Source organism: Pseudomonas yamanorum, from assembly GCF_900105735.1.
Taxonomy (GTDB): Bacteria; Pseudomonadota; Gammaproteobacteria; order Pseudomonadales; family Pseudomonadaceae; genus Aquipseudomonas; species Aquipseudomonas yamanorum.
The window spans coordinates 3,124,275-3,145,669 of sequence record NZ_LT629793.1; the positions used below are offsets into that span (position 1 = coordinate 3,124,275).

At 61.2% G+C, this 21,395-nt stretch carries 19 protein-coding genes; 14 read left to right on the plus strand and 5 right to left on the minus strand.

The window, feature by feature from the left end; translation table 11 throughout:
- Positions 1-22: 22 nt before the first annotated feature.
- The gene (locus tag BLU46_RS14820; RefSeq protein ID WP_093202895.1) at positions 23-1,351 is read right to left on the minus strand and encodes an OprD family outer membrane porin; all 1,329 of its coding nucleotides are present in this window, start codon (positions 1,349-1,351) and stop codon (positions 23-25) included.
- Between the two features lie 161 nt (positions 1,352-1,512).
- Complete coding sequence (locus BLU46_RS14825) at positions 1,513-2,403, minus strand: LysR family transcriptional regulator (protein WP_093202899.1); 891 nt, start codon at positions 2,401-2,403, stop codon at positions 1,513-1,515.
- A 119-nt stretch (positions 2,404-2,522) separates the two neighbouring features.
- Between BLU46_RS14825 and BLU46_RS14830 the strand changes: the two genes are divergently transcribed.
- Positions 2,523-3,254, plus strand: coding sequence for an SDR family oxidoreductase (locus BLU46_RS14830; RefSeq protein ID WP_008435807.1), 732 nt, complete (start codon positions 2,523-2,525; stop codon positions 3,252-3,254).
- Positions 3,255-3,366: 112 nt separating this feature from the next.
- Complete coding sequence (locus BLU46_RS14835) at positions 3,367-3,615, plus strand: hypothetical protein (protein ID WP_093202903.1); 249 nt, start codon at positions 3,367-3,369, stop codon at positions 3,613-3,615.
- Positions 3,616-3,618: 3 nt separating this feature from the next.
- On the opposite strand, the gene betT is transcribed toward BLU46_RS14835, so the two are convergent.
- Together betT and epsC are read right to left on the minus strand one after the other, a co-directional pair.
- A complete protein-coding gene (gene betT / locus BLU46_RS14840; RefSeq protein WP_172834588.1) occupies positions 3,619-5,580 on the minus strand; it encodes a choline transporter BetT in 1,962 nt (653 codons plus the stop codon).
- A gap of 422 nt (positions 5,581-6,002) precedes the next feature.
- Positions 6,003-6,929 carry a serine O-acetyltransferase EpsC gene (epsC, locus tag BLU46_RS14845; RefSeq protein WP_010168915.1) on the minus strand — a complete coding sequence of 309 codons (927 nt, stop codon included), beginning with the start codon at positions 6,927-6,929 and terminating at the stop codon, positions 6,003-6,005.
- 166 nt (positions 6,930-7,095) lie between these two features.
- Here epsC and BLU46_RS14850 point away from each other — a divergent pair, with 166 nt between their 5' ends.
- From BLU46_RS14850 to BLU46_RS14905, 12 genes are all read left to right on the plus strand, one after another.
- Positions 7,096-8,088 carry a D-cysteine desulfhydrase gene (locus BLU46_RS14850; protein WP_063033595.1) on the plus strand — a complete coding sequence of 331 codons (993 nt, stop codon included), beginning with the start codon at positions 7,096-7,098 and terminating at the stop codon, positions 8,086-8,088.
- A 231-nt stretch (positions 8,089-8,319) separates the two neighbouring features.
- Positions 8,320-9,114, plus strand: a complete 795-nt coding sequence (gene tcyJ, locus BLU46_RS14855) for a cystine ABC transporter substrate-binding protein (protein ID WP_063033596.1) — start codon at positions 8,320-8,322, stop codon at positions 9,112-9,114.
- Complete coding sequence (tcyL, locus tag BLU46_RS14860; protein WP_063033597.1) at positions 9,114-9,779, plus strand: cystine ABC transporter permease; 666 nt, start codon at positions 9,114-9,116, stop codon at positions 9,777-9,779. Before tcyJ ends, tcyL begins: the two co-directional genes overlap by 1 nt.
- A 3-nt stretch (positions 9,780-9,782) precedes the next feature.
- Positions 9,783-10,529, plus strand: a complete 747-nt coding sequence (tcyN, locus tag BLU46_RS14865; RefSeq protein ID WP_093202912.1) for an L-cystine ABC transporter ATP-binding protein TcyN — start codon at positions 9,783-9,785, stop codon at positions 10,527-10,529.
- A gap of 337 nt (positions 10,530-10,866) precedes the next feature.
- A complete protein-coding gene (locus tag BLU46_RS14870; RefSeq protein ID WP_093202916.1) occupies positions 10,867-11,652 on the plus strand; it encodes a hypothetical protein in 786 nt (261 codons plus the stop codon).
- A gap of 183 nt (positions 11,653-11,835) precedes the next feature.
- Complete coding sequence (locus BLU46_RS14875) at positions 11,836-13,077, plus strand: SfnB family sulfur acquisition oxidoreductase (protein WP_093202923.1); 1,242 nt, start codon at positions 11,836-11,838, stop codon at positions 13,075-13,077.
- Positions 13,078-13,100: 23 nt separating this feature from the next.
- Positions 13,101-14,294 (plus strand): SfnB family sulfur acquisition oxidoreductase, encoded by a 1,194-nt coding sequence (locus BLU46_RS14880; protein ID WP_093202933.1) that lies wholly within the window; start codon positions 13,101-13,103, stop codon positions 14,292-14,294.
- Positions 14,294-15,646 (plus strand): LLM class flavin-dependent oxidoreductase, encoded by a 1,353-nt coding sequence (locus BLU46_RS14885; protein WP_093202936.1) that lies wholly within the window; start codon positions 14,294-14,296, stop codon positions 15,644-15,646. The genes BLU46_RS14880 and BLU46_RS14885 overlap by 1 nt, the downstream gene beginning before the upstream one ends.
- 141 nt (positions 15,647-15,787) lie before the next feature.
- Positions 15,788-16,603: a MetQ/NlpA family ABC transporter substrate-binding protein gene (locus BLU46_RS14890; protein ID WP_093202939.1), complete on the plus strand. Its 816-nt coding sequence runs from the start codon at positions 15,788-15,790 to the stop codon at positions 16,601-16,603.
- The gene (locus tag BLU46_RS14895; RefSeq protein WP_093202943.1) at positions 16,600-17,718 is read left to right on the plus strand and encodes a methionine ABC transporter ATP-binding protein; all 1,119 of its coding nucleotides are present in this window, start codon (positions 16,600-16,602) and stop codon (positions 17,716-17,718) included. Before BLU46_RS14890 ends, BLU46_RS14895 begins: the two co-directional genes overlap by 4 nt.
- A complete protein-coding gene (locus BLU46_RS14900; protein ID WP_003211840.1) occupies positions 17,708-18,352 on the plus strand; it encodes a methionine ABC transporter permease in 645 nt (214 codons plus the stop codon). The genes BLU46_RS14895 and BLU46_RS14900 overlap by 11 nt, the downstream gene beginning before the upstream one ends.
- Before the next feature lie 39 nt (positions 18,353-18,391).
- Positions 18,392-19,018, plus strand: coding sequence for a class I SAM-dependent methyltransferase (locus BLU46_RS14905; protein WP_093202946.1), 627 nt, complete (start codon positions 18,392-18,394; stop codon positions 19,016-19,018).
- Between the two features lie 122 nt (positions 19,019-19,140).
- Here BLU46_RS14905 and BLU46_RS14910 read toward each other — a convergent pair whose 3' ends face one another.
- Positions 19,141-21,312: a glycoside hydrolase gene (locus tag BLU46_RS14910; RefSeq protein ID WP_093202949.1), complete on the minus strand. Its 2,172-nt coding sequence runs from the start codon at positions 21,310-21,312 to the stop codon at positions 19,141-19,143.
- Positions 21,313-21,395 lie beyond the last annotated feature (83 nt).

Sequence of the window (21,395 nt, forward strand, 5' to 3'; positions counted from 1 at the left end):
TCGCTCTTTGTACAGCAATTTCCTACCAGAGTGGAACGACGTAGCTCACATAGAAGCGGTTTTCATCTTGCACGGTGGCACCGGTGATATCCGGGCTGGCGTGGGCATTTCGCCATGTCACACCCAGGCCTTTGAGGGTGCCGGTGGGCACCTGGTAAGCCAAGGTGACGTTACGTTCCCATTCACTGGTAGTGCCTTGGGTCGTGCGAATGTCATCACCGTGTGCGTAGGACGTGGCGAAGGTCAGGCCGTTAAGGCCGAGTTTGCCGAAGTCATATTTGTACTGCGCCAGCCAGGTGCGCTCGCCGGCATGCTGGAACTTGTTCAGTTGCATGTTGGTGAGTGCCGGGGTGTCGGCACCCGAGCCCGGGCCCTGGTTGCTGGCACCGCTGTTCAGGCCGGAATCCAGGTACGGGAAGTCGCTGTCGCCGCTGTTTTTCTGGATGCCCAGGCCGACGGTATGGCCGTCCAGGCTGTAGCTTTCCAGCAGGCTGACGGTGGACTGGTTGATGCGACCCTTGGAGGTGCCATCGCCGTAGAGACCCGCAGCGGAATAGTCTTTGTCGCCCGCCGCGTTTTCACCCACACCCAGGCTGCGGTACAGGCGCACGTCGGTGTCGATCGCGCCGACAGGCAAGGCGTCATGGCGCTTGGCACCGAGGAAGAACTGCTGGTAGTAATCCTCAAGGTTGGAGTACCACAGGCTGACGGTGGTGTCCGGCAAACCTTTGTAGTCCGCGCCGCCGTAGAGGAAGCGATCGCTCTCTTTGGTGCCGCCGGCGGTGATCATGCCCTGGTCGCCGGTTTCGTTGCGGATCTTGGTCTTGAGGATGTCACCGGCGGTAAAGGTGAAGTCGGTCAAGTCCTTGGAAACCAACTGCACGCCAGTGTTGGTCTGCTGGTACAGGCGGCCGTCGGTGTTGGCCAGTACCGGGTTGTTGCCGTACAGCGTGCCGACGCGCAACTCATCCTGGGCGAAGCGCATCTTGAAGGTCGGGCTGAGCACGCCGAACTGGTCGGCGGACTTGCCGTTATCCAGCGGGAACATGCTGCCGGGGTAGCGGCCCTGGTGATCCTTGTCATTGAGGTCGCCACCGGAGTCCAGTTTCAAACCGTAGAACGCCTGCAAGTCCAGACCAAAGCCCACCGGGCCATCGGTGTAGCCGGACTTGAAGTTGAACTCAAAACCCTGGCCCCAATCGCGGATGCTGTGGGCCTTGTTATTGCTGTTCACCACATCCCGCCCCTGCTGATTGAGGTAGCGGTTGAGCAGGGTCACGTCGGCGTGGCTGTCATCGATAAAATCGGCGTGGGCGGACAGCATAAAGCTCGCCATGGCGGCACCCACCATGGGGCTTAATAACGTCTTCATTGGTACCGGTCTCCGTCACTGTTCTGAAATGAAAGCGTCAAACGCTTCACACAATTAGGCGATGGCCATGTGACAGTTCGGAGTCAAAACACCCTTTACCCGGATGAAATTAAATTTAAGAAACCCAGTAACGACGGGGGTTAGCGGGCGGTGGCGAAGATTTCAGCGAGCCAATCGACGAACACCCGCACCCTCGGCGACATGTGTCGATTTTGCGGGTAGAGCACCGAAACCGGCATGGGCGGCGGCGGTGTATCGGTGAGGATTTCCTGCATCACGCCCTGGTTAATCAGCTCGGCGATGCGGTAGTGCGGGCACTGGATAATGCCCAGTCCGGCGACTGCGCTGGCGGAATAAATCTCTGCGCCGAACACCGACAGCGCCCCTTCGATCGTCACTTCCTGCACCTGGCCGTCGACCATGAATTCGAAGGGGAACAGCTTCGCGGTGGTGCGTGAAACATAGTTCACCGCACGGTGCTCGCCCAGGTCGGCGAGGCGCTTCGGCTCGCCGTATTTGCGCAGGTAGGCCGGGCTCGCGCAGGTCACCTGGCGCAGCGTCGCGACACGCCTGCCGATCAACGCCGAATCCCCCAGGGTGCCCGCCCGCAGCACACAATCCACGCCTTCGGCGATCAGGTCGACGAAGCGGTCCGCCTCGCTGATGGACAGCTCGATTTCCGGGTAGCGCGCCATGAATTGCGGCAGCGCCGGGATCACGAAGTACTTGGCCAGAGTGCCGTGCAAATCCACCCGCAGGCGGCCCTTGGGGGCCACCGAGCGGAAGGCCAGTTCCGCCTCTTCCAGCTCCGCCAGCAGTTGCACACAGCGCAGGTAATAGGCCTCGCCATCAAGGGTCGGGCGGACGCGGCGGGTGCTGCGCTCCAGCAGGCGCGTGCCGAGCCAGGACTCGAACTGGTTGAGGGTGTGGGTCAGGGTGGCACGCGGCAGGTTCAGGTCATCGGCCGCCAGCGTGAAGCTGCTGCGTTCGTAAATCCTCACGAACACTTTCATCGCTTTGACCTGGTCCACGGCGCGTCTCCATTGTTGGCGATTCTTGAACAGTCAAGGCAACTCTGGCGCATTTATCGGCCTGGGTAAACATGTGAATCTGCTTCCACACCCAACCACTCCCCCAAGGAAACCAGATCATGACTACCCAAGTTGCTATCGTTACCGGCGCCTCACGCGGCATCGGCGCCGTGGTTGCCAGACAACTGGCTGCCGACGGTTATGCCGTCGCCATCAACTACGCCAACAGCGCCACCGAAGCGTCAAGGCTGGTAGTGGAGTTGCGCCAGGCCGGCCACCAAGCCATAGCGATCCAGGGCGACGTAGCCAGCGCCGCCGACGTCAAGCGCCTGTTCGACGAGACCGAAGCCCAGCTGGGCAAGGTTGATGTGCTGATCAACAACGCCGGGATTCTCAAGGTGCTGCCGCTGGCCCAACACAGCGATGAGCTCTACAACCAGAACTTCGACATCCATACCCGCGGCACCTTCAACGCCCTGCGTGAAGCCGCCACCCGCCTGAACGACGGCGGGCGCATCGTCAATTTCTCCAGCAGCACCGTCGGCCTCAACTTCCCCGGTTATGCGGTGTACATCGCCAGCAAGGCGGCGGTGGAATCCCTGACCCAGGTGTTCGCCAAGGAAATGCGCGGCCGGCGCATCACCGTCAACGCCGTTGCCCCGGGCCCGGTGGCGACCGAACTGTTCCTGCATGGCAAAAGCGAAGAGCAGATCCAGGGCCTGGCCAAGATGGCGCCGCTGGAACGCCTGGGCCAACCGGAAGATATCGCCCGCGTGGTGGCGTTCCTGGTGAGCCCGGCCGGTGGTTGGGTGAACGGGCAAATCCTGCGGGCCAATGGTGGTTTGGTCTGACGACCACACAACACTCACTCTACGACGCACTAATATTGTGGCGAGGGAGCTTGCTCCCTCGCCACAGGTTTGGTGTTCACGGAAAATCAGCGGGTATCAGGAGACTTCAGATATGCACACCGCCCTCGTCATCACCTGCGGCCTGATCCTCCTCGCGCTGATGCTGTTCATCGGCCAAAAGCTGGGCGTCAGCCGGCACATTCTGGCCTACAGCTTTGTCGGGATCTGGCTGGTGGTGTCGGTGGTGAACGGCGCGGCAGGTGTGGTCACTGCCGGCCAGCCCCTGGTCTCGGAGCTGGTGATCGGCAGTGGGGTATTCGGTGCGCCGTTGGTGGCACTGGCCCTGTTTATCAGGGCCTGAGCCTTAACGAACCAGGTGCAGGAACTGCATATGCCGTTCGTACTGGTCGAGGATGTCGTTGATGATCTGCTCCTTGGTGTAGCCCACCAGGTCGTAGTCCTGGCTGCCCTCACTCAAGTGCACTTCCGCCCGGTAGTAGCGGCGGTTGTTGAGCTGCTTGGAACCCATGCCGCCCCGTGCGAATGACGGGGTGAAATAGCCGCGCATCTGCACCTGATACACGAACGGATGCTGTTCGCCGTGGCCGATTTCCAGGCTGACGCTGTCGTTGGACGGGTCAGGCTGGGTGACGACGTTGAGGCCTTTTTCGACAAATACGGCCGTCACTTCTTCGATCGCCGGACGCACCGTGGTCTCGAGGAAACGGTACACCTCATCCCGTGACGGGAAGTGCACCGCCTGGCTCAAACGCTGGCGCCAACCGCCCGTGCCCTTGCGTGAGCCCGACACCGGCGCGAGGGAGTGCATCTGCGCAATCTGTTTCTGCGACTCAAGGTAGAACGCCTTGTGCAGCCCCCACATCATCAGCAGCAAAATCATCGAGAACGGCAGCGAGGTCAAGACCACGGCAGACTTGAGCGAATCGATGCTGCCGGCAAACAGCAGCGCGCTGGTCACCAACGCGGTCATCGCGCCCCAGAACACCCGCAGCCACTTCGGCCCGTCTTCATCGGCGTTGCCGCCTTTGGCCGACAAGGTCGAGAGCACCACGGTGCCGGAGTCGGCCGAGGTGACGAAGAACACGAAGCTGATGAATACGGTGACCGCAATGACCGTCTTGCTCCACGGGTAGGTTTCCAGCAGCAGGTAGAGGCTCATCGACGGATCATCGATGGCCGACTGACCGAGCGCCGTGAGGCCGTGGTTGAGCACCTGGTCGATGGCGCTGTTGCCGAAGATCGACATCCACGCCAGGGTGAAGCCCAGCGGGATCAACAGCACGCCGAACACGAACTCACGGATGGTGCGGCCGCGGGAAATACGCGCGATGAACAGGCCCACGAACGGCGACCATGCGATCCACCAGGCCCAATAAAACACGGTCCAGCCACCCAGCCAGTCGCTCGGTTTGTCGTAGGCGTAGAGGTCGAAACTCTTGGTCGGCAAGGCGCCAAGGTAGTCGCCGATGTTCTGGATCAGGGTGTTGAGCAAGTGCTGGGTGGGCCCGGCGAACAACACGAACAGCAGCAGCGCGCAGGCCAGCAGCATGTTGATGTCGGACATCACCCGCACGCCTTTATCGACACCGGAGACAGCCACCAGGATCGCCGCGCCCATCATCAAGGTGATGAGGCCGACCTGGATCCACTGGGTGTGGGCCACGCCGAACAAGTAGTCCAGCCCGGAGTTGAGGTGCAACACGCCAAAGCCCATGTCGGCGCCGAGGCCGAACACCGTGGCGATGATGCCAAAGCCGTCCACTGCATAACCGATCGGGCCGTTGATGCGCTTGCCAATCAGCGGGTACAGCGCCGAGCGCAACGCCAGCGGCAGGTTATGCCGGTAGGCGAAGTAGGCCAGGGCCATGCCGACGAAGGCGAACACGCCCCAGCCATGCAGGCCCCAGTGCAGAAACAGAATCTGCATGGCCTGGCGCGCGGCGTCACCGTTCAGCGCTTCGCCCTGGGGCGGTTGCACCAGGTGAGTCAACGGTTCGGAAACGCAAAAGAAAAACAGCGTGATGCTGATCCCCGCGGCGAACAGCATGCCGGCCCAGGACAGGTAACTGAATTCGGGCTCGTCGTGGTCGGCACCGAGTTTGATCTTGCCGTAGCCCGATAACGCGGTGACCACCACGAAGACCAGATACAGGGTCATCGCCAGCATGTAGTACCAGCCGACCGTATTGGCCGCCCAGTTTTGTGCGGCCAGCAGCCAGGCGCCGGCTTGTTCGGGAATTGCGATGACAGTCAGGCCGAACAGCAGGATTAAGCTCGCGGCGAAGTAAAACACCGGCGGGTTCATGCGGACCAGACCGCTGGAAGGTGTGGACGATGCACTCATGAAGGGCGCACCTCAAGGGTGTGGGATGTGGCTGTAAAAAACGGACTCAGCAAAGGTAAGCCTCCTGTTGTGAGCGGGCAGCGAACCACCGATTTAACTTGAACGAACAGTCAAGTTAAACATGGATAGGGGTTTGAGGACTAATCGCAGGGCCGAGTGGTAGGTGTTTCCTACACTAGCTCAAGGAAAGGTATGACGTATGGGGATGACGAAACGTTCAGCGATAGCTGAGGGAAATACTGGCCGAGACTGGAATGCGATCCATTGTGGGAGCTGGCTTGCCTGCGATAGCGGTGGGTCAGCCAGACATCTGTTGCTGATACACCGCTATCGCAGGCAAGCCAGCTCCCACATTTGATCTGTGTGATCTTGAGAGAGGGGATTTACTTCTGCGTCCCATCATCATGCTGCAAATTCGCCTGGGTCAGGTTCGCCCCCGCCGGCACGCTCCGCGTCAGCCACACGTTGCCGCCAATGGTCGAACCCTTGCCAATGGTAATCCGCCCCAGAATCGTCGCCCCGGCGTAGATCACCACATCATCCTCGACAATCGGATGCCGCGGATGGCCCTTCTGCAACTGCCCATCTTCATCCGCCGGGAAGCGCTTGGCGCCCAAGGTCACGGCTTGATAGATACGCACCCGCTCGCCGATGATCGCCGTCTCGCCAATCACCACACCTGTCCCGTGGTCGATGAAGAAGCTCGGGCCGATCTGCGCGCCCGGGTGGATATCAATCCCGGTCGCAGAGTGCGCGATTTCCGCACTGATCCGCGCCAGCAACGGCAAGCCCGCCCGATACAAGTGGTGCGCCAGGCGATGGTGAATCACCGCCAGAATCCCCGGGTAGCACAACAGCACTTCATCCACGCTGCGCGCCGCCGGGTCGCCGTGGTAGGCGGCGAGTACGTCGGTGTCCAACAGGCTGCGCAAGGCTGGCAATGCCAGGGCGAAATCCTGGATCAGGTGGATGGCATGGGCGTCCACCTCACTGTCATCCTGGCCGCCTTGCCGTGCGGCATACCGCAGCTCCAGTCGCGCCTGGGCGAGCAGCGCGTTCAGCGCCACATCCAGGGTATGGCCGACGTAGAAGTCTTCACTTTCTTCACGCAGGTCCACCGGCCCCAAACGCATGGGGAACAGCGCACCACACAACGCCTCGAGAATCTGCGCCACGGCTTCCCGTGAAGGCAGCTCGCGCCCACCCTGCTCGCCGCTGACCCGGCCATTGCGGGTGCGCCACTGGTCCCGGGCGCTGCGCAGCTGGCTGACGATGGTCTGTAATTGCCAATGACTGGAACGCTCACTCACGGTCTTCACTCCTGACGAAATGCCCACCACTTTACGGCAAGGCACCTGAGCGTCCTTAAGAACCAATAGTGCAATGCTAATAACCCGTCCACATAAGCGATTGGCGGTTGCCGACGCAAAAGTGCCTGCCTATAGTCCCAGCATCTCTGACCAACCGTGCGTAGCCATGATCAAACAACAGCTCGACCGCTTTAACCGTCTGGAACTGCTGGGCGGCGCCACCGCCCTGGAAAAACTCGAACGGCTGTCGGCCTGGCTGGGGCGTGACGTCTACGTCAAACGTGACGACACCACACCACTGGCGATGGGCGGCAACAAGCTGCGCAAACTCGAATACCTCGCCGCCGACGCCCTGGCCCAGGGTGCCGACACCCTGGTGACCGCCGGCGCGATCCAGTCCAACCATGTACGTCAAACCGCCGCACTGGCCGCCAAGCTGGGCCTGGGCTGCGTCGCCCTGCTGGAAAACCCGACAGGCACCGATGACCCCAACTACCTGGCCAACGGCAACCGCCTGTTGCTGGAACTGTTCGACGCCAAGGTCGAGCTGGTAGAAAACCTGGATAACGTCGACGACCAACTCAACGCCCTCGCCGACCGCCTGCGCAGCAACGGCAAGAAGCCGTACCTGGTGCCCATCGGCGGCTCCAACGCCCTCGGTGCCCTGGGTTATGTGCGCGCCGGGCTGGAGCTGGCCGGGCAGATTGAAGCCAGCGGCATCCCGTTCTCCACCGTGGTCCTGGCCTCCGGCAGCGCCGGCACCCACAGCGGGCTGGCCCTGGCACTGGCCGAAGTACTTCCGGACCTGCAAGTGATTGGCGTCACAGTGTCCCGCACCGACGAAGCCCAGCGCCCCAAGGTGCAAGGCTTGGCCGAACGTACGGCCGAATTGCTCGGCGTGCCGGTGCCCGACGCGTTCAAGGTGATCCTGTGGGACGAGTACTTCGCCCCCCGTTATGGCGAGCCGAGTGCCGGCACGCTGGCGGCGATCAAGCTGGTGGCGAGCCAGGAAGGCCTGCTGCTGGACCCGGTCTACACGGGCAAAGCCATGGCCGGGTTGCTGGATGGCATTGGCCGGCAGCGCTTTGAAGAGGGGCCGATCATCTTCCTGCACACCGGTGGCGCACCCGCCTTGTTTGCTTATGATTCGAGCTTTTGATATTCCATAAAGAAATATCAATCTGATTTTATATTATTTTCAAGTCTTAAAAACCGGCTTTATAGTCGCGCCGTAGGCGAGCTTGATGGCGATACGCATGACTGGGCAGATCCAAAACACCGAGTTGATGCAATCGCGGGCAAGCCCGGCTCCCACACACGGCGCTTTTAAGGCAGGATACGACTACCGCGTCACCTGCATCGCTCAACATAAAAAACACAGGGGCTCTTCATGACTATTTCCGTATTCCGTCGCACGTTACTGGTTGGTACGTTGGGGCTGGCGCTTGGCGCCGGGTGGCTCGGTCAGGCAGTTGCCGGCGAGCAGTTGGACAACATCAAGAAAGCCGGCGAAATCAAGATTGGCCTGGAAGGCACCTACCCACCGTTCAGCTTCGTCGATGAAAGCGGCAAGCTCAGCGGTTTCGAGGTCGAGTTGTCTGAAGCCCTGGCCCAGAAACTCGGCGTCAAGGTCAAGCTGCAAGCCACACCGTGGGATGGCATCCTCGCCGCCCTGGAATCCAAGCGCCTGGACGCGGTCGTCAACCAGGTGACCATCTCCGACGCGCGCAAGGAAAAGTACGACTTCTCCAAGCCGTATACCGTCTCCGGTATCCAGGCGCTGACCCTGGCGAAAAACGCCGACACCATCAAGACCGCCGACGACCTGGCCGGCAAGAAGATCGGTGTGGGCCTGGGCACCAACTACGAACAATGGCTCAAGGAAAACCAACCGAAAGCCATCGTCAAAACCTATAACGATGACCCCACCAAGTTCCAGGACCTGCGCATCGGCCGTGTCGACGCGATTCTGATCGACCGCCTGGCGGCGCTGGAATACGCCAAGAAAGCCAAGGACACCGCCGCTGCAGGTGCTGCTTTCTCCCGTCAGGAAGCCGGTATTGCCCTGCGCAAAGGCGAGCCTGAACTGCTGGCTGCGGTGAACAAGGCCCTCGACGAACTGCGCGCCGACGGTACCTTGAAGAAGCTGTCCGAGAAGTACTTCAACGCTGACGTTACTCAATAATGGAAGCAGGTTTCCAACTCGCGCTGGACTCCGCGCCCTTTCTGCTCAAGGGCGCGTATTACACGGTCATTCTTAGCCTTGGCGGGATGTTTTTCGGCTTGCTGCTGGGCTTCGGCCTGGCCTTGATGCGCCTGTCGCGCTTCAAGCTGTTGAGCTGGACCGCCCGCGTCTACGTGTCGTTCTTTCGCGGCACGCCCTTGCTGGTACAGCTGTTCCTGATCTACTACGGCTTGCCGCAAGTGGGCATCGAGCTGGATCCTATCCCGGCGGCCATGATCGGCTTCTCGCTGAACATGGCCGCTTACGCCTGTGAAATCCTGCGTGCCGCCATCGGTTCCATCGAGCGCGGCCAGTGGGAAGCTGCGGCCAGTATCGGGATGACCCGTGCGCAGACCCTGCGCCGGGCCATCCTGCCGCAGGCCATGCGCACGGCCTTGCCGCCGTTGGGCAACAGCTTTATTTCCCTGGTCAAGGACACCGCCCTGGCCGCCACCATCCAGGTGCCGGAACTGTTCCGCCAGGCGCAATTGGTCTCGGCCCGTACCTTCGAAATTTTCACCATGTATCTGTCCGCCGCCTTGATCTACTGGATTCTTGCCAGCGTTCTGGCGCACGTGCAAAACCGCCTGGAAGCACGAGTCAACCGGCATGACCTGGAGTCTTGAAGCATGATCGTGGTTGAAAAACTGACCAAACAATTCAAGGGTCAGGTGGTGCTTAACGGGATCGACCTTGAGGTCAAGGAAGGCGAAGTCGTCGCCATCATCGGCCCCAGCGGTTCCGGCAAGACCACCTTCTTGCGCTGCCTGAATTTCCTCGAAGAACCTACCAGTGGCCGGATCAAGGTCGGTGACATCGAGATCGACAGCAGCCGCCCGCTCAATCAACAGCAAGGCCTGGTGCGGCGCCTGCGCCAGCACGTCGGTTTTGTGTTCCAGAACTTCAACCTGTTCCCGCATCGCACCGCCCTGGAGAACGTCATCGAAGGCCCGATCGTGGTCAAGAAGATGCCCCGGGGCGCCGCAGACGCCCTCGGCCGCAAGCTGTTGGCCAGGGTCGGCCTGGCGGGCAAGGAAGACGCCTACCCACGGCGCCTGTCCGGCGGCCAGCAGCAACGGGTAGCCATTGCCCGGGCCTTGGCGATGGAACCGGAGGTGATCCTGTTCGATGAACCCACCTCGGCCCTGGACCCGGAACTGGTAGGCGAAGTGCTGGCGACCATCCGTAGCCTTGCGGAAGAAAACCGCACCATGGTCATCGTGACCCACGAGATGAGTTTTGCGCGGGATGTTGCCAATCGCGTGATCTTCTTCGACAAGGGCGTAATTGTTGAACAAGGCGATGCAAAGGCACTGTTTGCCAACCCGAAAGAAGAACGTACCCGGCAGTTTCTCAGCAAGTTCATCAACAACTAACTTGCGCCTATCAAGTGTAAGAAACTTCGCTTTATAGAGTTGCCGAAAGGCAACTCGCCTCTTAGGCGTTTTTTGGGAAAAGCCCTTTATTCATTGGGTAAAAGTCACCTTGAAACACACACTTGCAGCGCCCCGCCAGTAAGACCCTTCTGAATATTCCATAACCCCCTGTTTGCCCCGCCCAGCCTCTTGACGCCAACTAACCAAGCCTCTTATCTAGAACCCAGATAATTGGATCCATTCCGGTTTTTCATTAAGTCGTTCCTTTCGGACTACGCCGCCTGCCCGCGCTTAATGTCCGGAGCGATGGCTGCTGGCTGCATCAAGGAGATTATTTATGAAGCGTATTTCCACTCAGGCGCTGCTCACTGCCCCGACCTTGCCCCAGGCCAATCGAGAAGGCATCAATGCCCTCGCCGCGACAAACTTGCAAGTCGATATCGCGCCTTACTGCGGCATGGATGAAGGCGACCTGATCGAGTTGTTCTGGAACAACTGCTTTGCCGCCTCACGGCGTGTCACCGCCGGCAAAATCGGCATGTCCACCAGCCTGCGGGTGCCGGAAAGCTTTGTGCAAAATGGCCCGGCGCGGATTCATTACCGGGTCATGCAAGTCGGACGCGACTCGGCGCGCTCAGCCATCACTCGGATACAGATCAAGACCGATTACCCCGGCGGCCGGCCCTGCGCACTGAGCATTGACGAAAACCAGAACCTGGCCGCCGTCAGCCTGCCCGAAACCATCCGCCGCCATGGCGTCAACAGCAGCCAGATTCGCCGAGGCGTGCCTCTCACCATCGAGCCGTACCTGAACATGGCGACCGACGACGAGATCACGCTGCGCTGGGGTGACGTACGCCTGGACCTGCCCAAAATCCAGGCCAGCGATGTCGGCAAGGCCGTGCAGGTGTGGGTGCCATCGTCGGTCATCGTCGAGGCCGGGGACGACCATCGCCTCGAAGTCACTTACTGCATTCTCGACCGGGTCGGCAATAATTCACGCTGGGCGCCAGCCCGCACCCTGCGCATCGCTACGTACGCTCCCAAGGCCCCGACCAGCCCCGCCAAGCCTGCGCTGGTCTACCAACCCCGCCGCCCCGGTTCACCCTGTGAGCCCGGGTGACAGACCTTCTATGCATATTCCTAAAAGTTAGTTTATTAAAAAATTTAACACGCTTAGGGTATATGCACCGGACCACCGGACATTCCTGATTTTTTATCTTTTCAACGGATGTGAGGTAGGTATGGTCAAAATTACCCCGGTGCGTAACGCCAGGGCATTGCGTGCAGCCAAGGAGCGGCGCTGATGTCTAACTTGGCACAAACACCCCCCCAGAGTGATCTGGACGTCGCCCCGCTGTTGTTGCCCGCCAAGGTGCTGCGCAACGACGCCGAGGCACTGAGCGCGGCTCATGAGCTGGCACAGGCTGCGCGCCTGCAAGCGGCCAAGCGCGATCAGCAACGCAAACTGCCTTGGGCTGAAATCGAACACTTCACCCGCAGTGGCCTGGGCAGTATTTCCATTCCCCGTGAGTACGGCGGCCCGCAAGTGTCCTTTGTGACCCTGGCGGAAGTGTTCGCGATCATCAGTGCGGCCGACCCGGCGCTGGGGCAAATCCCGCAGAACCATTTCGGCATCCTGCACGTGCTGCAAGGTGCGGCCAGCGAGCGCCAGAAAAAGCAGCTGTTCCAGAGCGTGCTGGACGGCTGGCGCATCGGCAACGGCGGCCCGGAACGCGGCACCAAAAACACCCTGGACCTCAAGGCACGCATCACTGCCGAAGGCGACGGCTACGTCATCAGTGGCCAGAAGTTTTATTCCACCGGCGCGCTATTCGCCCACTGGGTGGCGGTCAAGGCATTGGACGATGAAGGCAAAGTCGTCATGGCGTTCGTGCGCCGTGGCACCGAAGGCCTGCGTATCGTCGATGACTGGTCAGGCTTTGGCCAACGCACCACGGCCAGCGGCACAGTGCTTCTCGATCAGGTGGCGGTGGACGCCGAACTGGTGGTGGAGACGTGGCGCCTCGGCGAAGCGCCGGGTATCCAGGGCGCCGTTTCGCAATTGATCCAGGCGGCCATCGATGCCGGCATCGCCCGTGGTGCTCTCGAAGACACCATCAGCTTTGTACGCGAACGCTCCCGGCCATGGATCGACGCCAAGGTCGAGCGGGCCAGCGATGACCTGTATGTGATCGCCGATATCGGCAAGCTGAAGATCGAACTGCACGCCGCTGAAGCCCTGCTGCGCAAGGCCGGCCAGGTGCTGGATCAAGTCAGTGCCGCACCGATCACCGCGCAGTCAGCCGCACGCGCCTCGATTGCCGTGGCCGAAGCCAAGGTGCTGACCACCGAGATTTCCTTGCTTGCCAGCGAAAAGCTGTTCGAACTGGCCGGCAGCCGCGCGACCCTCGCCGAATTCAACCTCGACCGTCACTGGCGCAACGCCCGGGTGCACACCCTGCACGACCCGGTGCGCTGGAAATATCACGCGGTGGGCGCCTATCACCTGAACGGCACTTTGCCTGCCCGGCATTCCTGGATTTAACGACCAGACCTCTGGAGAAACCTATGACTCTTTCTCATCACGTCGCGGTTATTACCAGCGATGAACAAGCCCTTATTGTCGCCAGCGACCTGGCCGAAGACTTCCGCCGCGACAGCGCCTTGCGTGACCGCGAACGCCGCTTGCCCCTGCCCGAACTGGACGTGTTTTCCCGCTCCGGCCTGTGGGGCATCAGCGTACCCAAGGAATTCGGCGGTGCCGGCGTTTCCAACGTGACCCTGGCCAAGGTCACGGCACTGATTGCCCAAGCGGATGCATCCTTGGGGCAGATCCCGCAGAACCACTTTTATGCCCTCGAAGTACTGCGGGTAAATGGCAGCCCGGCGCAGCAAAAACGCCTGTACGCCGAAGTCCTCGCCGGCCAGCGCTTCGGCAATGCCCTGGCGGAGCTGGGCACCAAGACCGCCCACGACCGCATCACGAAAATCACCCGCGACGGTGACGGTTTCCGTATCACCGGTCGCAAGTTCTACTCGACCGGTGCGATCTACGCCCAACGCATTCCCACGTCTGTAGTGGACGAAAACGGCGTGCAGCAACTGGCCTTTGTCACCCGTGACAGCCAGGGCCTGACTGTGATCGACGACTGGAGCGGCTTCGGCCAGCGCACCACCGGTAGCGGTTCGGTGGTGTTCGATAACGTGTGGGTCGCGGCCCAGGACGTGATTCCGTTCCAGAGCGCCTTCGAACGCCCGACCACCGTCGGCCCGCTGGCGCAGATCCTTCACGCCGCCATCGACACCGGCATCGCCCGTGCGGCCTATGAAGATGCGCTGCACTTCGTGCGCACCAAGACCCGGCCATGGATCGACGCCACCAGCGACAAGGCCACCGAAGACCCGCTGACCCTGAAAAGCTTCGGCCACTTGAGCATCCGCCTGCACGCCACAGAAGCCCTGCTGGAGCGCTCCGGTGAATTCCTCGACCGTGCCCAGGCCGACAGCAATGCCGACACCGTCGCGGCCGCATCCATCGCAGTCGCCGAAGTACGCGCCCTCAGCACCGAGATTTCCTTGGCCGCCGGCAGCACCCTGTTCGAACTCGCGGGCAGCCAGGCCACCCTCGCCGAACACGGTCTGGACCGCCACTGGCGCAACGCTCGGGTGCACACCCTGCACGACCCGGTGCGCTGGAAGTACTTTGCTGTGGGCAATTACTACCTCAACGATGAAAACCCGCCACTGCGGGGGACTATCTGATGGCCAAGAAAAAGATCCTGCTCAATGCCTTCAACATGAACTGCATCGGGCACATCAACCATGGCCTGTGGACCCATCCACGGGACACTTCGACTCAATACAAGACCCTCGAATACTGGACCGAACTGGCACAGCTGCTGGAGCGCGGACTGTTCGACGGGCTGTTCATCGCCGACATCGTCGGGGTGTACGACGTCTACCAGAATTCGGTGGATGTGCCGCTCAAAGAGTCTATCCAGCTGCCGGTCAACGACCCGTTGCTGCTGGTCTCGGCCATGGCGGCGGTGACCAAAAACCTCGGCTTCGGCCTGACCGCCAACCTCACCTACGAACCGCCGTATCTGTTCGCCCGGCGCATGTCGACCCTCGACCACCTGAGCCGTGGCCGGGTGGGCTGGAACATCGTCACCGGCTATCTGGACAGTGCCGCCAAGGCCATGGGCCTGACCGAGCAGGTCGAGCATGACCGGCGCTACGACCAGGCCGACGAATACCTGGAAGTGCTCTACAAACTCTGGGAAGGCAGTTGGGAAAACGACGCGGTGATCAACGATCCGCAGGCGCGGGTGTATGCCCAGCCGGAGAAGGTGCACAAGGTCGAGCACAAGGGCGAGTTCTATCAGGTGGAGGGTTATCACCTGTGCGAGCCGTCGCCGCAGCGCACGCCGGTGCTGTTCCAGGCGGGCAGTTCGGACCGTGGCTTGCTGTTCGCCGGGCGTCATGCCGAGTGCGTATTCATCAGCGGGCAGAACAAGGCCTCGACCAAAACCCAGGTGGACAAGGTGCGCGCCAGCGCCGTGGAAGCCGGGCGTAACCCGGACGACATCAAGGTGTTCATGGGGCTGAACGTGATTGTCGGCGCCACCGAAGAAGCCGCATGGGCCAAGCACGCCGAGTACCTGAGCTACGCCAGTGCGGAAGCCGGCGTGGCGCATTTCTCGGCATCCACCGCGATTGATTTTTCCCAGTACGAAATCGATGAACCGATCCAGTACGTGAAGAGCAACGCCATCCAGTCCGCGACCAAAAACCTGCAAAACAACGACTGGACCCGGCGCAAATTACTGGAGCAGCACGCCCTCGGCGGCCGCTACATCACCCTGGTGGGCTCGCCGGCACAGGTGGCGGATGAACTTGAATCATGGATCAGCGAAACCGGCCTGGATGGCTTCAACCTGACGCGCATCGTCACCCCGGAAAGCTACGTCGACTTTATCGAACTGGTGGTGCCGGAGTTGCAGCGCCGGGGCTCGTACAAGACCGCGTATGACACCGGGACGCTGCGGGAAAAAGTGTTCCACCACTCAGCGCACCTGCCCGAACAACACACCGGCTCCACCTACCGACACTGAACCAAAATGTGGGAGCTGGCTTGCCTGCGATTGCGGAGTGTCAGTTGAAGAAATGTCGCTGACCCACCGCTATCGCAGGCAAGCCAGCTCCCACAGTTGACCGAGTTGCTCACACAAATACCTTATGACTGGAAATCCACGATGAAAAAAACATTGCTCAGCCACCCAGTCAAAGCACTGGCCCTCGCCCTCGGACTCTTCAGCTCGGCGGTGTTTGCCGCTGACGCACCGTTGAAGGTCGGTACCACCGCCGCATTCGCGATTCCCCTGGAAGCCGCCGTCGAAGAGGCCGGCAAACAGGGTTTGAAAGTCGAGCTGGTGGAGTTCACCGACTGGATCGCACCCAACGTCAGCCTGGCAGCGGGCGATATCGACGTGAACTACTTCCAGCACATCCCGTTCCTGGAAAACGCCAAGGCCGCCGCCGGGTTTGACCTGGTGCCGTTCGCCCCGGGGATCATCAACAACGTCGGCCTGTATTCGAAGAAGTACAAAAGCATCAACGACCTGCCCCAGGGCGCCAGCGTGGCGATTGCCAACGACCCGATCAACAGCGGTCGGGGCCTGCAACTGCTGGCCAAGGCCGGCTTGATCTCCCTCAAGCCGGGCGTGGGCTACAAGGCCACTGAAGAAGACATCATCACCAACCCGAAGAAGATCAAGATCCTGCAAGTGGAAGCCGTGCAACTGGTGCGCGCCTATGACGACGCCGACCTGGTGCAGGGCTACCCGGCGTATATCCGCCTGTCCAAGACCTTCGATGCCGAGTCGGCGCTGCTGTTCGACGGCCTCGACCACCCGGAATACGTGATCCAGTTCGTGATACAGCCCAAGAGCAAAACCGACCCGCGTGTGATCAAGTTCGTCGACATCTACCAGCACTCGCCGGTGGTGCGCGCCGCGTTGGATAAATCCCTTGGCAAGCTCTACCAAGTGGGCTGGGAAGATAAAAAATGACCGCCGCCCACTCTCAACTGCGCGACCTGGGCTTGCCACCCAGGGACGCCGAGCAGACAGAACTGCACCCTGACCTGAACCGCGCGCACGTGCGCTTTATCAACCTGGGCAAGACCTATGACGGCCAATCCGTGCCCGCCCTGCAAGGCATCGACCTGGCGATCCAGCGCGGCGAAGTCTTCGGCATCATCGGCCGCAGCGGCGCCGGCAAGTCGTCGCTGATCCGCACCATCAACCGCCTGGAACAACCGAGCAGCGGCCGGGTGTTGATTGACCAGGTCGACATCGGTGACTTCGACGAAGACCGCCTGGTAGCCCTGCGTCGACGCATCGGCATGATTTTCCAGCACTTCAACCTGATGTCGGCCAAGACTGTGTGGCAGAACGTCGAATTGCCGCTGAAAGTCGCGGGTGTGCCCAAAGAGCAGCGCGAGAAAAAGGTGCGCGAGCTGCTGGAGTTGGTGGGTTTGCAGGACAAGCACAAGGCCTATCCGGCGCAGCTGTCCGGCGGGCAAAAACAGCGGGTGGGCATCGCCCGTTCGCTGGTGCATGACCCACAGATTCTGTTGTGCGATGAAGCCACTTCGGCGCTCGACCCGGAGACCACCCAATCCATCCTCGGCCTGCTGCGGGAGATCAACAAACGCCTGGGCCTGACCATCGTGTTGATCACCCACGAAATGGCCGTGATTCGCGAAATCTGCGACCGCGTCGTTGTGCTGGAACACGGCCACGTGGTCGAGCAAGGCCCGGTGTGGGAAGTGTTTGGCAACCCGCAGCACGACGTCAGCAAAACCCTGCTGGCGCCGCTGCAACACGGCTTGCCTGAAGAGTTGCAAAGCCGTTTGCAGGCCAATCCGGCGTCCAAGGACGCTGCCGTGGTGCTGCGCTTGCAACTGACCGGGAGTGCCGAAGACGAACCAGACCTGGCGGCATTGTTCAGCGCCCTCGGCGGGCGCGTGCGTTTGCTGCAAGGCGGCGTGGAGCGTATCCAGGGGCATGCCTTGGGGCAATTGCTGCTGGCGGTGAGCGGCTCGGCCCTGACCGCCGAAGAACTGCGCGCCCGCGCCGGGCGCTGGGCACAACAGGTGGAGGTGCTGGGCTATGTGGTTTGATCGTTTATTGCAGGGCGCCATCGACACGCTGTTGATGGTCGGTGTGTCATCGCTGATCGCGCTGCTGGTGGGGATTCCGCTGGCGGTGTTCCTGGTGACCAGCGACAAGGGCGGCATCTATCAGGCACCAGCGTTGAACCGGGTGCTGGGGGCGTTCGTTAACCTGTTCCGCTCGATTCCATTTTTGATTCTGATGGTGGCGCTGATCCCGTTCACCCGGCTGATCGTCGGCACCACCTATGGCGTATGGGCGGCGGTGGTGCCGTTGACGATCGCAGCCACGCCGTTCTTTGCGCGGATCGCCGAAGTCAGCTTGCGCGAAGTCGATCACGGCTTGATCGAGGCGGCCCAAGCCATGGGTTGCCGGCGCTGGCATATCGTCTGGCATGTGCTGCTGCCGGAAGCGCTGCCGGGGATTGTTGGCGGGTTCACGATTACCCTGGTGACGATGATCAACTCCTCGGCCATGGCCGGGGCAATTGGCGCCGGCGGGCTGGGGGATATTGCCTATCGCTATGGCTATCAGCGTTTTGACACGCAGATCATGCTCACCGTGATTGTGCTTCTGGTGATCCTGGTAGCCGTGATTCAGTTGGGCGGCGATCGGTTGGCCAGGGTTCTGAACAAGAGGTGAGGTATAGTCGGGCCATCTCAGCGCCCGGTATTGCCCGCCATGAAACTCGCCCCCGACGACCTCGACCAGATCACCGCCACCACTCTCGGCCACTACAACAAAGTGGCCGAGGATTTCCGTGAAGGCACCCGCGATCACGATGTGAGCCAGAACATTGATGCGCTGCTGCGGCATATCCAGGGCGACGCGCCGTTTACCGTACTGGATTTTGGCTGCGGGCCGGGGCGGGATTTGCAGACGTTTACGCGCATGGGCCATATCGCGGTGGGGCTCGATGGTTCGGAGCGCTTTGCACAGATGGCCCGGGAAGACAGCGGCTGTGAAGTGCTGCAACAGGACTTCCTGAAGCTGGATTTGCCCGCCGGGCGTTTCGACGGGATCTTCGCCAACGCGGTGCTGTTCCATATTCCCAAGCAGGAGCTGCCGCGCATTCTTGGGCAGTTGCATGGGGCGTTGAAGGTCGGTGGGGTGTTGTTCAGCTCAAACCCTCGGGGTGAAAACCAGGAGGGTTGGAATGGGCCGCGGTATGGCTCGTATCACGACTTGCAGGCCTGGCAGGAACTGCTGACGGCGGCGGGATTTGTGGAGTTGGAGCATTACTACCGACCTGCCGGGCTGCCTCGGGAACAGCAGCCGTGGCTGGCGAGTGTGTGGAAGAAAGTTTAGAGCTGCATTGCCTGAAACAGCCTCATCGCAGGCAAGCCAGCTCCCACCCTTGATCGGTGCAAGCCCTGACAACCCGGTCAAATGTGGGAGCTGGCTTGCCTGCGATGGACTCACGGCCGCCACTAATCCACCTGATACACCACGGCCTGCGCGCCAGGCACGAAAGCCGTAATACTGCGTTCAGCAAAATTCGCCACCAACCGCGTCCCATCAGCAAACGTAGTCTGCTGCACCTGCTTATCTTCCGTCAGCCAACGAAAATCCGTCATCGCCTGAGTCGCCAACCGCTCATGCAGCGGCCGAAAGAACGCATCCTGGCGCTGAATCACCGGCAAGCGCTGCTTCACCGTCGCCGCACTCAGGTGATACAGCGGCGGCACGTTGTAGAGCAGTTGCGTCAGCTCGTTCTCGGCCCGCACGTTGCTCAGTTTCAGGCTGTCGAACAGCCAATGGTGGGTGGTGATCACAGAGCCGTGGAATACCGCCTGATACAGCGGCAGGCGCATCGCCGGGTCAAAGTAGACCGTGCGAAACGGCTCTTTCAGCGGTACGGACTTGAAGAACACCGCCGGCTGCTCTGGTGGATACCAAGCCCCGACGTAGTACGGCGACTGCTTGTCCTGGGTCATCTCCCGATCACCCCAGCCCAGCACCGGCGTTTGCATGCCGTGGGCAAACAGGATGCCTCGGGCGGTGATCGCGTTGCCGTCCTCGGAACCTGCCGGCAACTTCAGCGGGGTATTGATCCAGCGGGCTGCGTCGATATTGCCTTCGGCGTTTTGTGCCTGGGTCATGCTCGCACCCGTGCGATAGCTGTCGAACAACATGCTGGTGGCATAGGCGTCGAGGAACCAGGCGTTGAACCCGGACTTGGCCTGCACCGCCTTGATCCGCGCCTCCAGCAGCGGACGCACGCAGCGCGGGTCGGTGTAGTGGCCGGACTTCTGGAAGCCTGTCTTCAACTGGCCGCCCTTCAACACGATCGCGCACTCGCCATAGGCCTTGCTGCCCAGGTGCGCGGTGGTCCAGTCGGGGTTTTCAGTGGCAGACAGTGCCGTTTCATATGAGTCGTAGGGCGCCATCAAGTAACCGGCGTCGACCCCGGCCTTCACCGCTTCAGGATGCCAGAGCCCACCTTCCCAGCCTTCGCCCTGAGTCACCAGCAGGCGCTTGAGACCGGCGTCTTTCAAAGCGTTGGTGACCGATAGGGTGTTGCCCCAGGTCTCGGGCGTTGTGCTCAAGGCACCGGCAAAGGCCACGGCCAACTCACGACGCAGCGCACCATAACCGTCAGCGAGTTGGGTCATATTCGGCTCGGTGGAGGGCTGCCAACCCTGCCGGGCCTTTGTGCTGATCGCCGCATTCAGGCCGCGCAGCAGGACAGCCTGCTCATACGGTTGCTTGACCTGTCGAACCTGCGCAGCCTCTTTGTCCAGCAAGCCATTCAACTCCGCCGCCAGGCCTTTGCCACTGCGCAGCAGTTTGAGCAACTGCGGCCAATCACGCACATCACCCAGGCTCAGCAGGTCATTGCCCCACAGGTAGATATGGCTGGCGCCCAGCAGCTTTTCCGCTTCCGGGGTTTGCCGCAACTTGTCTGCCAATGGTTCAAAAAGCCCCTGCTCCACCAGCCATTGGTGATAGCGCTTGGCGCCGGCCAGCGGGTCGCTTTCGCCCAGGTGCAACAGCACGGTCATCGGCGCGGCGGGGTCCAGCGTGGTGAATTCATGGAAGGTGGACAACGCCAGCCCTTTACCGTCGGCCTGCCAGTGCAAACGGTTGTTGTAAGGATTGGTCATCAGCCAGTTGAGGGTGAACGCGCCGTGGTCCACGCCCCACAACGGCAAACTGAGGTCCTGGGTGGTGTTGACGTCGCCCTGCTCCAGCAGGAAGTCCTGCCACACACCATTGCCCGCCGGTACGTAATGCCCTTCGGCCAGGGGCCAGATCAGGCCCTTGCCCATGGCACTGGCGGGTTGGCGCAGGATCGCCAACTCACCGGCATCACGGGCGGTGATCGTCAGGGCGAGATCCCGTTGATCGAGGGTGGCGCTCAGTCGATAAGCGCCATCATCCCATTGCCAACTGGCCTGACTGGCGCTTTGGGAGAGCTGGTTGACCCGGTGCGCAGGGACGCCGCTTGAAGCCTGCACGGCGGTCTTGTCGCTGGGGATAACGTGGATCGCAAGTGTCGCCGGATCGATCTCAACCCGCCACAGGGCGTTCTCCAGCACCGTGCCGGCAAGGGCCACGGGCGACAGCAACAAGCTACAAACCAGCAGAAAACAACGCATGGGCAGGCCTTGGCAAAAGGATCAGGCCCGGAGGGTAAAACAATTGATCGGGTGCGAAGGGCAAAAAAATGTTTCAGGGAACA